The sequence below is a fragment of the Lederbergia panacisoli genome (assembly GCF_024626525.1).
Classification (GTDB): domain Bacteria; phylum Bacillota; class Bacilli; order Bacillales; family Bacillaceae_C; genus Lederbergia; species Lederbergia panacisoli.
In genome coordinates this window covers 1-15,036 of sequence record NZ_JANJGU010000001.1, presented here as the reverse complement: position 1 = coordinate 15,036, position 15,036 = coordinate 1, and the positions used below count along the sequence as shown (strand labels likewise).

16 protein-coding genes are annotated in these 15,036 nt (G+C 34.0%); 11 read left to right on the top strand and 5 right to left on the bottom strand.

Annotated elements, in window-relative coordinates:
* The first annotated feature begins 79 nt into the window (after positions 1-79).
* The 4 genes from NQ185_RS00080 (at position 80) to NQ185_RS00065 (ending at position 3,315) form a co-directional block, all read left to right on the top strand.
* A complete protein-coding gene (locus tag NQ185_RS00080; protein ID WP_257579483.1) occupies positions 80-202 on the top strand; it encodes a hypothetical protein in 123 nt (40 codons plus the stop codon).
* 216 nt (positions 203-418) lie between these two features.
* Complete coding sequence (locus tag NQ185_RS00075; protein ID WP_257579482.1) at positions 419-763, top strand: hypothetical protein; 345 nt, start codon at positions 419-421, stop codon at positions 761-763.
* A gap of 654 nt (positions 764-1,417) precedes the next feature.
* Positions 1,418-2,530 (top strand): AAA family ATPase, encoded by a 1,113-nt coding sequence (locus tag NQ185_RS00070; protein WP_257579481.1) that lies wholly within the window; start codon positions 1,418-1,420, stop codon positions 2,528-2,530.
* Positions 2,530-3,315: a DUF4435 domain-containing protein gene (locus NQ185_RS00065; RefSeq protein ID WP_257579480.1), complete on the top strand. Its 786-nt coding sequence runs from the start codon at positions 2,530-2,532 to the stop codon at positions 3,313-3,315. Before NQ185_RS00070 ends, NQ185_RS00065 begins: the two co-directional genes overlap by 1 nt.
* A gap of 345 nt (positions 3,316-3,660) precedes the next feature.
* On the opposite strand, the gene NQ185_RS00060 is transcribed toward NQ185_RS00065, so the two are convergent.
* Positions 3,661-3,801 (bottom strand): hypothetical protein, encoded by a 141-nt coding sequence (locus NQ185_RS00060; protein ID WP_257579479.1) that lies wholly within the window; start codon positions 3,799-3,801, stop codon positions 3,661-3,663.
* Positions 3,802-3,990: 189 nt separating this feature from the next.
* On the opposite strand from NQ185_RS00060, the gene NQ185_RS00055 reads away from it, so the two are divergent.
* The 6 genes from NQ185_RS00055 to NQ185_RS00030 all read left to right on the top strand — a co-directional run bounded on the left by NQ185_RS00055 (position 3,991) and on the right by NQ185_RS00030 (position 10,506).
* The gene (locus NQ185_RS00055) at positions 3,991-6,096 is read left to right on the top strand and encodes a DUF8426 domain-containing protein (RefSeq protein WP_257579478.1); all 2,106 of its coding nucleotides are present in this window, start codon (positions 3,991-3,993) and stop codon (positions 6,094-6,096) included.
* A complete protein-coding gene (locus NQ185_RS00050; protein ID WP_257579477.1) occupies positions 6,083-7,129 on the top strand; it encodes a 5-methylcytosine restriction system specificity protein McrC in 1,047 nt (348 codons plus the stop codon). Before NQ185_RS00055 ends, NQ185_RS00050 begins: the two co-directional genes overlap by 14 nt.
* Positions 7,130-7,390: 261 nt before the next feature.
* Complete coding sequence (locus tag NQ185_RS00045; RefSeq protein WP_257579476.1) at positions 7,391-8,662, top strand: DEAD/DEAH box helicase; 1,272 nt, start codon at positions 7,391-7,393, stop codon at positions 8,660-8,662.
* Positions 8,663-8,685: 23 nt separating this feature from the next.
* Positions 8,686-9,291, top strand: a complete 606-nt coding sequence (locus NQ185_RS00040) for a branched-chain amino acid aminotransferase (protein ID WP_257579475.1) — start codon at positions 8,686-8,688, stop codon at positions 9,289-9,291.
* Between the two features lie 69 nt (positions 9,292-9,360).
* Complete coding sequence (locus NQ185_RS00035; protein WP_257579474.1) at positions 9,361-9,732, top strand: nucleotide excision repair endonuclease; 372 nt, start codon at positions 9,361-9,363, stop codon at positions 9,730-9,732.
* Between the two features lie 258 nt (positions 9,733-9,990).
* Complete coding sequence (locus tag NQ185_RS00030; protein ID WP_306999684.1) at positions 9,991-10,506, top strand: YkvA family protein; 516 nt, start codon at positions 9,991-9,993, stop codon at positions 10,504-10,506.
* 162 nt (positions 10,507-10,668) lie between these two features.
* On the opposite strand, the gene NQ185_RS00025 is transcribed toward NQ185_RS00030, so the two are convergent.
* A complete protein-coding gene (locus NQ185_RS00025) occupies positions 10,669-11,604 on the bottom strand; it encodes a VanW family protein (RefSeq protein WP_257579473.1) in 936 nt (311 codons plus the stop codon).
* Positions 11,605-11,978: 374 nt separating this feature from the next.
* Between NQ185_RS00025 and NQ185_RS00020 the strand changes: the two genes are divergently transcribed.
* Positions 11,979-12,506 carry a hypothetical protein gene (locus tag NQ185_RS00020; RefSeq protein WP_257579472.1) on the top strand — a complete coding sequence of 176 codons (528 nt, stop codon included), beginning with the start codon at positions 11,979-11,981 and terminating at the stop codon, positions 12,504-12,506.
* A gap of 484 nt (positions 12,507-12,990) precedes the next feature.
* Here the strand turns inward: NQ185_RS00020 and NQ185_RS00015 are convergent, their stop codons facing one another.
* The 3 genes from NQ185_RS00015 to istA form a co-directional block, all read right to left on the bottom strand.
* Positions 12,991-13,302 (bottom strand): hypothetical protein, encoded by a 312-nt coding sequence (locus NQ185_RS00015; RefSeq protein WP_257579471.1) that lies wholly within the window; start codon positions 13,300-13,302, stop codon positions 12,991-12,993.
* On the bottom strand, positions 13,295-14,071 hold the full coding sequence (gene istB, locus NQ185_RS00010; protein WP_257579470.1) for an IS21-like element helper ATPase IstB: 777 nt from the start codon (positions 14,069-14,071) through the stop codon (positions 13,295-13,297). The genes NQ185_RS00015 and istB overlap by 8 nt, the downstream gene beginning before the upstream one ends.
* On the bottom strand, positions 14,064-15,036 hold a 973-nt coding region (istA, locus tag NQ185_RS00005; RefSeq protein WP_257579469.1), incomplete at its 5' end, for an IS21 family transposase. The genes istB and istA, both read right to left, overlap by 8 nt.

Sequence of the window (15,036 nt, the reverse complement as noted above, 5' to 3'; positions counted from 1 at the left end):
CAGTTAAAGAAGCAGAAATAATTTATTGAAAGCGTTTAAATGCACTTAAAAATGCTACTTTGAAGTGGGGGGATTGTATTTGAAATTATTTAAGGAAAATAGCTCGATAAATACGATGAACGAACTATTAATTGCACATATTCCTAATTATAGTTTAATAGGAGATCTGGAAGAAGAACGGAATCAACCGCATTTTCATTAACTTATGCCAAAAGACGCTCACATGATTTAACTTACTATCGTTTCCTGAAAGAATAATTGGCGGGATGATAAAGGCACCATATATTGAAATGAACGAATATAATTTTACAAATATCAAACAGGTATTATAAAGATATGACCCATGAAAGAATTAATAATAGGGGTGAGAGGCATTGAGGAATGATTATATGACGATAGATTCGTTTAAAAGGTCAGAATGCTTCAAAAGTTTAAAAGGGAGTTTCAGGAGTTAACGTTATTCCCTTTTGAACAGCTTGAAAAAGAGAACATTGGGTTTAAAATTCATACAGGTGAATCAAATCATCGTTTTGTATTATGGGCTAATAAGGACTTCGAAAGAAATCGTTACCGAGATTTTCTAACTATTTTTACAAGAAAGACCGGGCTACTTCTAAGGCCGAAGTTTTGTGGCATAGGCTGGAAATCAGATGAGGCTCTTAAATGCCGAAAAAAGATAAATCACCATATTCAAATAGATGAAGAGTTTTTAGGATCTATTAAAAAGGCATATATCAGTATCAGTGAAAAGGATTCTTTTTAATAGTAATAGGGTACCTGGTCCCAAAACAATTTCGAATTGTTCCAGTGCCTGGCACCTCTTATAAAGTTCATGTCAAAGGTTGTAACAAAAAGAACTTCCGAGGTTTTTAATCATAAGTCTTTCATTAGATTGGCAATGGTCCGCTAAAGTGGAGTAATTAGTGCATACTGGTGGGGCAGGCACCTTTTTCAAAGATACTAGTGAATATCTGGTTGGAACTCTAAACTGAAAATCATTTCTATAATGAGTCAATAGGGGATCCCGCATATCAAAATAATATAAGGGTGGAATGTGCCGAATGATCTAAGGGCGTTGTTGCCGTTGTAGAAGATGTATGTGCCAGAATGATTTATCCCCAAAGAAGTTATTGGATTTAAGAAGAGTACCAGAAGCGGTTAAAACTTATCGTTTCTCCACTATTCTATTTCGTGAAGAATCTATTGATGTAATGATGGAAGTTATTAATAGGATAAATGGTGGCGGTTAGGATCTCTTTTTTATGATGATTTTGGTAGCAAAAAATATGGTATCCCGCTTGAAAATCGTACTCGAAGTGGCTTATCCGGAGAGTTACTTTGAATGTACAATAAGAAAGAGGAATTTGACTTAACTAATCTTTGACCAAAATAACGTAGATCCAAAGGAGATAAAAAAGTGATTAAAAAGTTTGAAGTTAAAAATTTAAATCAGAAATTGTCATTTACAATAAACTTTAACAATGATTTGAACATTCTTACAGGTAAAAATGGGACTGGTAAAACTTCATTGCTAAAATTATTATGGTATCTATTAAGTGGTAAAGTAGATACAGCAATTTCAGAACTATATTTTGATTATGCACAGCTGGAAACAAATACATTTAAATTAGAAGTTAATCCAGAAACTTATATAAAATTCACCTATAAAGATGATGAGGATAATTGGGTTGAAACGGAAATTGATCCATTAGATAATAATTTTGAAAGCTTCCCGCTTTCTAGGAAGAGGGAATATTTTGAATCTAGGAAAGAAAAACTTTATCAAGTAAGTAAATTTGAAAAATCTGTGTTTTTCCCTACTTTTAGAAGAATAGAGGGGGGATTTGCAAGTTCAATTGATATATTTCCTAGGTATAGAAGAACTTTTGAAGAAGAATTAGATGAGGTTATGTCTAAATTTTCTAGAACATTATCAGATGAAAATCATTTGTTTATTACGTCAATTTCTACAAATGATATCAAAGAACTTTTAACCGAAAAGTATACTAAAATATCTGATTTTAACAATTTACTTCATAGCCAAATGAATAAGTATATTACTGAAGAAATTACTAGATTTGATAATAACTTTGTCGAAAATGCATCCCAAGTCCTTAATAATATTAAACAGAAAGTGATTGAAGTTGAGAATAAAAAGAAAGAACGTTTTAGAAACTTTGAAATGCTTTCAAACATTGTTGGGACAATATTTGAAGATAAAGGAATTAAGTTAAGTGATTCAATTACTTTGGGTGACACAGCAAAAGCGTTGTCATCAAATTTGTTATCAGCAGGTGAAAAACAAATGCTAAGCTTTTTATGTTACAATTTATTTTTTGATAATAGCTCGATATTTATAGATGAACCTGAAATTAGTCTACACGTAGATTGGCAAAGGATGTTTATGAACTTTTTGTTCTCTCAGGAAACAAATAATCAATATATAATTACAACTCACTCACCATTTATCCTTTCTAAATACTCTGATAAAGAAATCCTACTATCAAATGATAGGGGTGGGGATTTTTAATGCCGTTACCTAATTTAGATGTAGATGAAATAATTACTGTAATTAATAGATCAAGTCTTCCAACAATATTAGTTGAGGGAAAGTATGATGCTATAGTGTATAGATGGATTGAAGCAGAGTTATTTGATATAAATGCTAACATTATCGAGTGTGGGGGAAGAAAAAGTTTAATTAGTGTATTCGAAAGAAGAGCTGAAATTACTAACAATGCCAATGTAGTTTTCTTAGCTGATAAAGACATGTGGTTATATACAGGTGTCCCAGAAGAATACAACGATATAATTTTTACTTCTGGTTATAGTATAGAAAATGATCTAATTCATGGATCAATTAATAGAATAATAAAGTTATTTAACCCAGGTGAAATAACACTATTGGAAGATATTTTTAAGGTAATAATCCCATGGTACTCTATAGAGGTATGCAAATATATAAATGGAGAAGAATTTAAATTGAATTATTCAATTCAAAACTTATTAGATAAATCAGAAGTTAAAATAAGGGAAGGTCTCTTAGATGATAATACTGAAAGATACTCAAATTATAATGAAGTATTTAATTTTATTGAGGAAGAAAGGCTATTACATATAAGAGGAAAAAATGTTTTAGATATACTTTCCTATTTATTACAGTCACCTAAAAGAAAAGTTAATTATTCTAAAGACAGCATTGTTGATATTATTTTGAGGCTCCATTCTGAAAGTAATCAAAACTTATTAAGGGTTATAGAGTTAATTTTAGCTCGATTTACTAAAAAAGATGTAAAGATACATAGCACTGTATAAAGAAATAAATGACCTGCAAAATACTAACTAAATATGGGTCACGGGCACTTCGGAAAATAATAGAAAATGAACCTATAGTTTTATAGGGTGGAGGACATAATTTGATCCCCACCCTTTTTTCTTATTTTGTTTTACCCTACAAACCGGAACGGTGAACCGTACCATAACTAAAAGAGTATATTCTAAATTTCTACCTCTAGATAGAAGATATGCACCTGGGCTTACATTTTTTTTTCCCTTTCATATTTAAATTAAGTTCACCAAAGACCCTGCGTTGCGAAGAATACGTTCCTTCTCCAAATGTAATACTTTTTGCTTAATGGATTCCTCTGCTTCCTCTTTTTTTTATGCAAGTGATGCAACATCGGATTCTCTCGTGTATAAATCAAATAAGTTAGCCTTTTCTTCCAAAACGTCAAGCATGGTGACATCGATGCTATCCTCCGTTAATAATCGATACATGAACACGTTTCTAGATTGCCCCATTTGATAGGACCGGCTAAAGACTCGCCCCTACGTTCCATCAATATCTCCTTTAAGAAAAGTTATATAAGCAGCTCCACCGAAATGATTTCTTCAAGCATATTATCATCCAACCAAAATGGAAGTAAAAATATTTTTAAAGTAATACAGTGTTATAATTTGAGGTAATAGATTTTTTATTGGAGGTACGCTATGAATGATGTTATGAATACTCAAAAAGAAAAGTATAAAGCATGGGTTACGGAAAATTTAGGTGAAAAAACAGGTATCTGGTACACGCCATATCTTGAGAAACTTGGACATCTGATAGAAAAGTTTGGATTAGGTAGCGGCTATAAGGAAAATTTCTTTGATTATCAATCATATTCGGAATATAAAAATGTCTATCAACAAATGACGAAACAAATTGATGAGGATATTGAGAGATTAGTAACTGGTAAAGGTACACCCCGGTATCCAGAAGAGTTTGGTACGACTAGAATTCAATTTAGAAAAAAATATGCGGAAGATGAATTTAACCGCGGTGTTAGAAGTAAGCCTGATAATTTAGGTGGGATACCTGACTGGGGCGTTTTAATGCGATCCTATTTAATATTTTTATATTATGATGAAAATCCTACTTTAATTTATCCTAAAAAAGAGAAGAAAATTGCGAATCAGGAAGATGAAATTGATAATAGCATTAATTACTGGGTAATATCACCAGGTGAATATTCAAGATTATGGGATCAGTTTCACACGGAAAATATGATTGCGCTTGGTTGGGACTATTTAGGAGATTTAAAAAACTACGATTCAAAAGAAGCCGTGGAACGAAAAATAACTGAGCAAAGGGCGGATGGGGTGCGCCCTATTAATGACACAAAGGCTGTGTGGGATTTCTATCATGAAATTCAAATAGGAGATGTTGTATATGTGAAGGAAGGAATTAAGAAAATCCTCGCACGTGGAGTTGTTACGGGGGATTACTACTACGATGATGAAGCATTAGAGTATAAGCATAGAAGAAAAGTAGATTGGCTTCAAGTTGGAAAGTGGGAACTGCGTCAGACTGTTGCCCAAAAAACGTTAACATGTCTAAATCCATATCCAAATTTTATTAAAGAAATTGATCAAGTAATGAATGAAGATTTTATTGACCCCAAAATTGCTGAAGTAAATGAATTTCGAAATTGGTTATCCAACCAAGTTACTGATACAGGGGTTAGCTTGAATGATAAAACTGTTACGTCAAAAGTAAATGCGTTAAAGGATATAGAGCACTATTTTAATGCTCCAATTTTTGGTGAAACAGATATCGAGCAACTAAAACGGTTGAAAGATGTCGTTGTATCAGATGAATCCTACAAAAAATATAAAGGCGTTTCGGGAAGTTCCATTGACTACTACATTCGTTTTATTGAATCCAAGCCTACTGTACAAGAAAATGAATCCTTTACAATGGATGAATTTCTTTCGGATGTTTTTATCGAGAAAAAGGAGCTTGTACGTCTAATTTCTCTACTTGAAAATAAGAAAAATCTTATTTTGAAAGGTGCACCAGGAGTAGGTAAAACGTATATTGCCAAACGTTTAGCGTATGTAATGATGGGAGAAAAAGATGAAACGCGTATCCATATGGTTCAGTTCCACCAAAGCTATAGCTATGAGGACTTCATTGAGGGCTTCCGTCCAAAAGCTGAGGGAGATGGGTTTGAGCTGAAACAAGGTCCATTTGTGAAGTTTGCTAGAAAAGCAGCACGGGATCCAGAACGGGACTACTTCTTTATTATTGATGAAATTAATCGTGGGAATATGAGTAAAATATTTGGGGAATTAATGATGCTTATCGAAGCGGATAAGCGAGGCGAGCAAATTAACCTTCTCTATTCTAATGATAAGTTTTCAGTGCCATCGAATGTATACATTATTGGGATGATGAATACTGCAGATAGAAGTTTAGCCTTATTAGACTACGCACTCAGAAGGAGATTTTCGTTTTTTGAAATTAAACCGGCATTCCAAAATGAAACATTTACTTCGTATGTAAACGAATTAAATAATCCAGAAACTTTAAATCGTATCATTAATGAAATTAAAAGCTTAAATAATCAAATTGTTGAAGAACTAGGGACAGGCTTTCAAATTGGACATAGCTATTTTGTAGGTGAAGCTTACAAAGTAAATGCTGCAAGTCGTGTGGAGGAAGTAATCGAATATGAAATTATTCCACAGCTATTTGAGTATTGGTTTGATGATGAACAGAAGGCAAATGATTGGGCCAAACGACTAAGAGGTTGTTACGATGGAGAGGAATAATAATATTCCAATTCGCAATATATATTATATGCTTTCCTACGCATACCAAACATTAAGTCTTTCCGAGTATAAGCAAATCGGGACAGAAAAGTTTGAGAACGTCAAAGAGCTCTACGCAGAAATATTATCGATTGGTATACCCGTTTTGATCCGCGGAGGACTAAGTAAAGATTATATAAGTGTTGAAGAGACCTCCAATGTGATAAAGGGGAAAATTGATATCAATTCTACGATAAAGAAAAATTCTTTGGTAGATAAGAAAGTAGCAGTGGTTTATGATGAGTTCTCTGAAAATATATTGTTGAATCAAATTATTAAAGCGACACTCGTTTACCTATCGCGATCAAATAAAATAAGTCGAAAATTGCGTAGAGTGTTTTACGGTTTGTTGCCTTATTTTACAGAGGTATCAGATGTAGAGCTAGATTTGAAGCTATGGGAAAACGTTAGATATAACCGCCAAAACATTCGCTATCAATTTATTGTAGACGTGTGCAGATATCTTTATGAGCAGTTATTATTTGATGAGAGCTCTACATCTCAAATGATAAAAGAGGTTCAAGACGAACAAAGATTATCATCTTTATATGAAAGGTTCATCTACGCATTTTTCAAACGTGAAACGAAATATAATGTATCCCATCCTCAAATTCAGTGGAGTGTTGATGATGAATTCACAGATGCATTACCGATTATGCAAACAGACCTTGTACTTCAAAAAGATAAAAAAATATTGATTGTGGATGCGAAATTTTATTCTGAGAGTATGGTATCAAGGTTTGAAGGTGGGGCTGCAAAACAAAAGTCCGGTAACCTTTATCAAATATTTACATATATAAATAATTGGAAAAAGGGAAGAGATGAAACAGTTGCAGGTATGTTGCTTTATGCGAAAACAACCGCATTAAATCAACCCAACCATATTTATCACATTAAAGGTAATCAAATTTTTGTTGTATCTCTTGATTTACAACAAGATTTTGGCGGCATAAAGGAAAATTTATTAGCATATGCCAATCAATTTTTTGCATAGTTTTAAATGCGCTTTATCTATACCCTCGAATCATTATTCGTGGGTTTTTTCTATTGTTATTTTGTCGGGTATAAAGGCAATTGTTCCATTACTCAAAGTTTTTTGCATCTGGTCAGGCCCTTTTTTCAAAAAAGAACCACATCCATTGAAATACAAAATAATATTCCGAATCACTCTGTAAATACTAACCAATATGCTATAGTTAATAAGCCTTTGTACAAATACAACGGCATTCATATAAGAAAAGAGACGTGATTAGCCTTGCTTGACTTCTTACAACTTGGTATTCGAAAAGAAATTAACTATACATTAAAGTCATTAGGAATTGTAGCTCCTACTTCCATCCAAGAACGGACGATCCCATCCGTACTGGAGGGGAAGGATGTTATTGCAAAAGCACAAACGGGAACAGGAAAAACGTTGGCTTTTGTTCTTCCCATTCTTGAAAAAATAGATGTGCACAAGTCGGATGTTCAAGCACTTATTTTAACTCCTACAAGAGAATTGGCTCAGCAAATTTCAAAAGAAATTAAGAGAATGTTGGAGAATGTAGAAGGCATTAATGTGTTAACTGTCTATGGTGGACAAGATGTCCAGCATCAATTGAAAAAGTTGAAAGGTGCGCAACATATTGTCGTTGCAACTCCTGGTCGCTTATTAGATCATATTCGCCGTGGAACCATAGAACTTTCTACGGTTAAAATGTTTGTGTTAGATGAAGCGGATCAAATGCTACTGATGGGTTTTCTTCCAGAGGTAGATGAAATCATACAAGAAGCACTTTCTTCCCCACAAACAATGCTATTCTCTGCAACAATGCCAAATGAAATTATAACTCTTGCCAAAAAATATTTGGTGGAGCCAGAATTCATTGAAGTGAAAGCAAAAAAGGTAACGGTGGAAGAGGTTAAACAAGTTGTGATTGAAACAACTGATCGTAGAAAACAAGCAACATTATTCCACTTAATCGACGAACATCGACCATTCTTAGCGATTATATTTTGTCGTACAAAAATTCGTGCCAGCAAGCTTCATGAAGCGCTAATTGCCAACGGGTACAATTCAGACGAATTGCACGGAGATTTATCACAATCCAAGCGGGAAAAAGCGATGAAACGATTCCGTGATGCGAAAACTCAAGTACTAGTAGCAACAGACGTTGCGGCAAGGGGACTTGATGTAGAAGGGGTGACACATGTCTACAACTATGATATTCCACATGATGTGGAAAGCTATATTCACCGGATTGGACGAACTGGCCGTGCAGGTGGCGATGGAGTTGCCTTTACGTTAGTGGCTCCTAAGGATTTAGAATTCCTACGAATCATTGAAAAAGGGATTCATCAAAGATTGGAAATACAAGTGATTAAAGGAGTCAGTATCCCTGATCGCGAGGATTATGAGAGAGTAGGCAGCAAGCAACAATCTGGTAAACGCTCGGATGGTCGTAAAAAATCTGCAACACCTTCTTCTGGCAGGAAACCTAGCGGATCAAAAGCCAATACAACAAGAGGTAGAAAACGTCCGCGTTAAAGTATTGATAGGAGGAGATACCTATGTTAAAACAAATGCAACAATACATTTCATCACAATTGAATCAAGGGAAAACGCTGGAGGTATATTCAGAGGAAAAAGCGTATATCGAGAAACATGAACTAATTCCAAATGACTTGACTTTAGTAGAAAAAGATCCTACTACACGTTTTCAAGATGCTTACATAGAGAGATGTGATAAAGAAACAGAAGAAACGCTTGCTGAAGAATCATTCGATTTTCTAGAACAGCCAATTGACTACCTGCAAAAACATAAGAATGAATTTCTATACTTAGACTCGAACTGGTTGGAACTAATCGGCGTTGATGCTATTACCTTTGAAGTCAATGATGTATTTGGAACATATGACGTCATGGTCGGATTGAAGCTGCAGAAAAAGTTTGAGACATCTATTAAAGAAAACTTAAGTAAAGAATTACATGGAGATGATGCAAGATTTGAATTAATGTTTAATCAAAATGATGGCTTATGGGATATAAATTTCGCCTTGAATCATGTGGATGGGTTCCAAGAGGAGATGTCATTAGAGGAAGCATATCGGTTCATTTATCGATTTTTATTTACATTAGTAGAGAGAATTGAAGATAGAAGTCGGGACGGGAATTAACTGTAAAATCGCATTTCTTACTCACATATGGTAGCATTAATCTCTATACAAAAAGGGACGTGAACAAACATGATAAAAATTAGCATACCAACTCCAGATATTACGATTACACAACGGAAACAAAATCCGAAAGAAAATGAACCAGAAATCAAGGATATTTATGGATTTATTGATTTTCACAAAATACCACGAGACAAAGGCGGCATTTTCTTATTCTTTAATAAAAAGGATGAGCTTCTTTTTGTTGGAAAAGCCCGGAAACTACGTCAAAGAATTAAAAAACACTTTGAAGACACTGTTTCACCTATTAAAAAGCATAGAGACGAAGTATATAAAATCGATATTTGTTTAGTAGAAGATCCAATGGAACGAGAAATATATGAAACGTATATCATTAATAAGCTCCAGTCCAAATATAACGTGGAGAAAGTATTTTATTAATAAGGTTGCTTTCGTAAAAACAATTGCTTGTATATACCTTTTGATTGCAGCTAACTTTCAAGTATTTTAAAGGTATTTGGTGAGAAAAAGGTGCCTGACCCCCTGTACGGTTACACATTACATACTGAGGGGACAGGCGCTTTATTTCAACAATTTTAACTTAGTTATTGTAATACTAGAGTTTTAAATTAAATGATGGTAATTGGATAATTATGGTGTAAAGTGTATTTGTAATTTAGTAATCCTTGGGGTGATTTCATGTTAAAAAATTTATTTAAGAAGAAAACAGATCTAGACGAATTATCCTCCTCTAATATTAATGAAGTCGATAAAATTGAAATTGAAGAAGAACTAGTTTCTGACTTAATAGATGAGGCAGAAAAACTGAATGCTGAAGATATAAACCAACATGAAGAGCATTTCTCAGAGGAAAAGTTCTGGACTAAGATTCAAAAAATTTCTAAAAGGGCTGGAACTTCTGTAGTCTACGCCGTTCTATTACTTTATTACGCACTTCAAAAGCCAGAAGTACCATTAAAAATTAAAGCAACAATTGTTGGGGCTTTAGGTTTCTTTATTTTACCACTAGATATTATACCTGACTTTGCAGTTGGTGTAGGATATGTTGATGACTTAAGTGTTGTAATATTCGCTTTAGTTCAAGTAGCTTTATACGTGGATGACAATATTAAAACGCTAGCCAAAAATAAACTAAAAGATTTATTTGGCGAGAGTGTAGATACAAATGAGATTGATAATAAATTAGGTAGATAATGATATTATAAGTCTGTTTACAAATCTTTAGGAAACAGACTTTATTTTCCTGCAATTGTGGTAAGAATTTTAACGTTTTATTGGAGTCGAAAAATATTAAACCAATTCACCCTAATAGTCCCAATTGTTAGTGCCTGACACCCAATGCGGTAACGCATTACCTCATCGGGGATCAGGCACCTTTTTTTCTAATCCAAGAGATGCTTCTTCCGGCAGCTTATCCGAAGCACTAGGAATTTTTCGTGGCTCATTATTAATGGCATCTGACGAATACACCAAAATTCTAACAGTTCCACCGTAAACATTTGATCGAATCAATATAGGCTGGTTGTATTTGTTCGTAAAGCGGAAGTCGGGTCCATACCAGCTAACAGTAGCGTCTCTTCCTGAAGGTACATAGCCAACCCGTTTGCTATGGGAATATCGTTCTGTAATCGTCAACCCCGCTTTATCTACTGCATTGTACAGTGTTGAAGAAATTTGGCATATTCCACCACCAATGTCCTCCGACAATTCACCTTTTACGATAACTGGTGCCCGCTTATAGCCCTTTTCCCTCGTTCGTTTTCCGACCACTTTATTAAAGGAAAAAGTCTCACCAGGAAAAACAACGTGATTATTGATTGCTTCACTTGCAAGTACAATATTATGAGAACGCTCTTTGTTATTTGAATTAAAATAGGTAGCATAATGTCCAATTTGATTTACTCTTATTTGTGAGAGCAGTTCACTATCCACGTTTGGATATATTGTATGCATAGGTGCTTCTACGAAAGAGGAGCCTTTATTGAAAAAATATGTATAAAACAAACCCGTGAACGCCTCATGGTCCAGTTTATACCCTACTTTTTCAGCAACAATATTCCCGTTTTTATCCAGAGAAGCGTTTGTTGGCGGTTGATAGATGGTCTTATCTAGTTTTTTAATAAATTCATTGTAGTTTTCTTGATCAATAAGCGGAATATCTATTAATGGGTTTGAAAAATAAACGCGATTGACATTCGCAACTGTTTTTCCTTTATGACTAACGACTAAATTGTCAGGAAGATTGTTTTGACTTCCTATCAATAATAATACTGACAACCAGATGAATTTCATAACATAGCCTACCTCCCAAAGTTAGTATGGGTATAGGGATACCTTTTCATGTGTAGACACTTTAATTCCCTAAGTTCATTAATAAGGGGAGGGGTTGGTTTGCTCATATGCAAGGAAAATGCTTTTTTACCCGACTTATTAGATCGTGAAGCAAAATAAAATTACAACTTTCATTGGTGGGCATAAATAGACTGATCGGTTTTTACCGTTCAGTCTATTTTTTATCAATAAAGTATACCCTATTAATGTCGCCTATCCTAATTCAACATTTAATTCTTTTCTAAATTTCTCCATAAGTCTTAATGAAAAGATATCGCCCGCTTGGATTTTTTAAATTGGTATTGGATATATTATCATTTGAGGTGAAATTGCTTATGATAACAAAAAGGCATCTGTTTTTTAATTTAATTATATTAACAATTCCTTGGCTATCGTTGTTATTGATGGGGAAGCGAAGCATAAAACGTTATTCCATAGCAAGCGTCCTTATTGTTTTCTTTGAAAGCTTAAATCATTTGTATGGACACAAACGTAAGTGGTGGAAATTTTACGATAAGAAAAAATCATTTATAAGGGATGAACTTCCTTTTAGTATTGGACCTTATATGCCTTTATCCATGTGGTTGCTAAAATATTCTTACGGAAACTTTAAAAAATATGTGTTGCTTAATATCATAAGTGATGGACTCTTTGCATTCCTTTTTATAAATATTCTAAAAAAGATTAAAATCATCCGGCTAAATCGGTTAAATCATCTTCAGTTTTTTATATATTTACACTATAAATCGTATTTATTATATGGATTACAGTATTTGTACGAGAAAATAAAAAGACCGTGGTTGGCTTTACAATTTCATCAATTAACTCTAAAATTCCATCAATTTAAATCCATTTTCCTCTAATCCCGGCTTAAATTTTCTATGCGATTATCACATATATATTTTTGTTATTTTTTTGCGACTAGGAGACTGGTCGCTTTTATTGATTAGTTTTCCCATCTTAACCGCTGTATTAAGGGCAGCAAATGGTTCCTCTTCCTAAAAGGTAATCGTATAAACAGTTTTGTCCTTCTGTCATTCCACTTTTGTTTCCGGATGTTTCTTAAAACAAAAGTATAGCTGCCCGCACCCCCGGCGAAATAATGTATTACGTGCTAGGAATCAGGCATTTTTTTCCGAATGTAATATATCCGTAATCAATGGTTTCTTTTTTGTTGTGACATATTCGTTATAATAAAAGAATCTAATAAATATTATACTGATTTATTTCAGGGTATAAATGTCAATGAAATTATGTACATATTTGACTGTTTTAGAATGTACATTTTTGTTTTTTCGGGGCAAGACTTATTGAGTATAGTGTTTGCCCCGAATTTGAGGTGAAGAGCTAAAATGGTAAAATATCTAATCGTTGCTCAAGCGTATTTATTTCATCCATTAGCTTGTATTTTTCACGTTTCAAATCTTCTATTTCCTCCAATAATCTTGCGATTTTTGTTTTATCATCAATTCCGTCTTCATATGCTGTCCCTTGATAACTCCACCATTCACTAAAATCATACATGTCCCAATCTGTAAGTTCCCCGTCGTTGCTAAGCCCACCTGTTTTATCAATCCATTCCTGTACGTCACTCCTTTGACATTTCACTTCATGAGAATGAAAAAACTCAGTTATTTCCTCCACTGTGTACCTACCCATTCTGTCTATCTCCTTTTTCGTTCATTTCTTTTTCAAAGTGATTTTTAAGTCGGTAGGAATCCCCTATAATATTAACAACTGTTGCGTGATGAAGGACTCGGTCAAGGATAGCGTTAGCCAACTTGGGATCCTGAAATATATCCCCCCATGTTTTAAAATTGGCGTTTGTCGTTAGAATGGTACTTTTCTTTTCATATCTCATGTCGATTAGCTGGAAAAACAACTTGGCATCTTCAGCGTCAATTGGTAAATAGCCAATTTCATCAATGAGAAGAAGCCTATACTTGGCATAATGTTTTAATCTAGTTTCCAGCCTATTTTCAAGTTTGGCCTTTTTCAAATTCATGATTAAGTCATTACATTTTATAAAATAAGTACTCGTCCTTTTCTTGGCGGCTGCGATTCCAATGGCGGTTGCCAAATGAGTTTTTCCTACACCACTTGGTCCTAAGAAAACGATGTTTTCTTGTGATTCAATAAATCTTAATGTGGTGAAATCCAATATCTGTTGCTTATTAATGGAAGGTTGAAAACTAAAATCAAAGTCTTTTACCTCTTTAAAGTGGGGGAAAGCCCCAACTTTCACCATCGCTTTCACCATGTTAATTTCTTTCATATCAATCTCATAGTCAGTAAGTTTTATCATTGTATCCACAAAGGAAAGTTGATTATTGGTCATGAAATCAATGGTCTCACCAAGATGGGTAATCATCTGCTTTAACTTCAAATACTCTAGATTATGTACAAGTTTTGCATAACTACTATTCATTTTTATACACCTCATTAATTGCCTCAAGATTTTTCTTAGCCAGTTCTTCAATATTTGTCGTAGGAGGAAGCCCCCTAGCCAACGTTTCTACATAATGTTCTTGTTTATAATTGATTTTTAATGGGCTAATGGAATGTTGGACAATCAAATCCGTGCTATAATAAACCAAGATATGGTTATCGTATACTTGTAAACCTACGGTTTTTCCTATGTATCCAGCGGGAACTGAATACTGATTGGACTTGTAGGTGATCATATTGGAAGTATTTACTTTCACAAGTATATGATCGATTTTATAGGAATCTCTTATTCTTACATTTGGTAGTGGGGATAAGAGACTTTTTTCTTTTTTAAAGGCCAATATCGGTACTTTCCCTGTTCCCTGATGGAAGCTATGATTAATTCGATTACATAGATTTTGTACGAATTGATGGAGTTTTTCATAATCAAATTTTCCTTGGTAAGCATGAATTTCATCAATGATCTTCATGGGTGCTTCTACCTTGGCTTTTGTATTTGGTCTTCCGGCTATACAAGGCTTTACTCCAAACCCCATATCTTTTGAAAATTGATAAAAGCGTTCATTTACCTTTCCTTTTGAAAATTCAGTTCTAGGCTCCTCCATAACCGTTTTCATATTATCTGTTACAATCGTTTTAGGTACTCCTCCAAATACTTCAAAACTCTCTATAAGAAAAGATAATAATACACTTTGTGATTTAGAGAGAGATAAATGAAACGTTCGAAATCTAGAATAGGAAAGTAAAAGCACACAAATATTCACATAAATTATTTCCCCATCTTTCGTGATGTATCGAATATTTTCTTTCCAGTCCAATTGGGCTTGTTCAGCAGGAGGTGTTTCAAAGCGAATGACCTCGGTATTGGATTTCTTTCGTTTTCCAGAATCAAAATACCTCTGGAATTCCGGTTTGCTTGATATGTAGGTCCTAAAAGTAGATGCA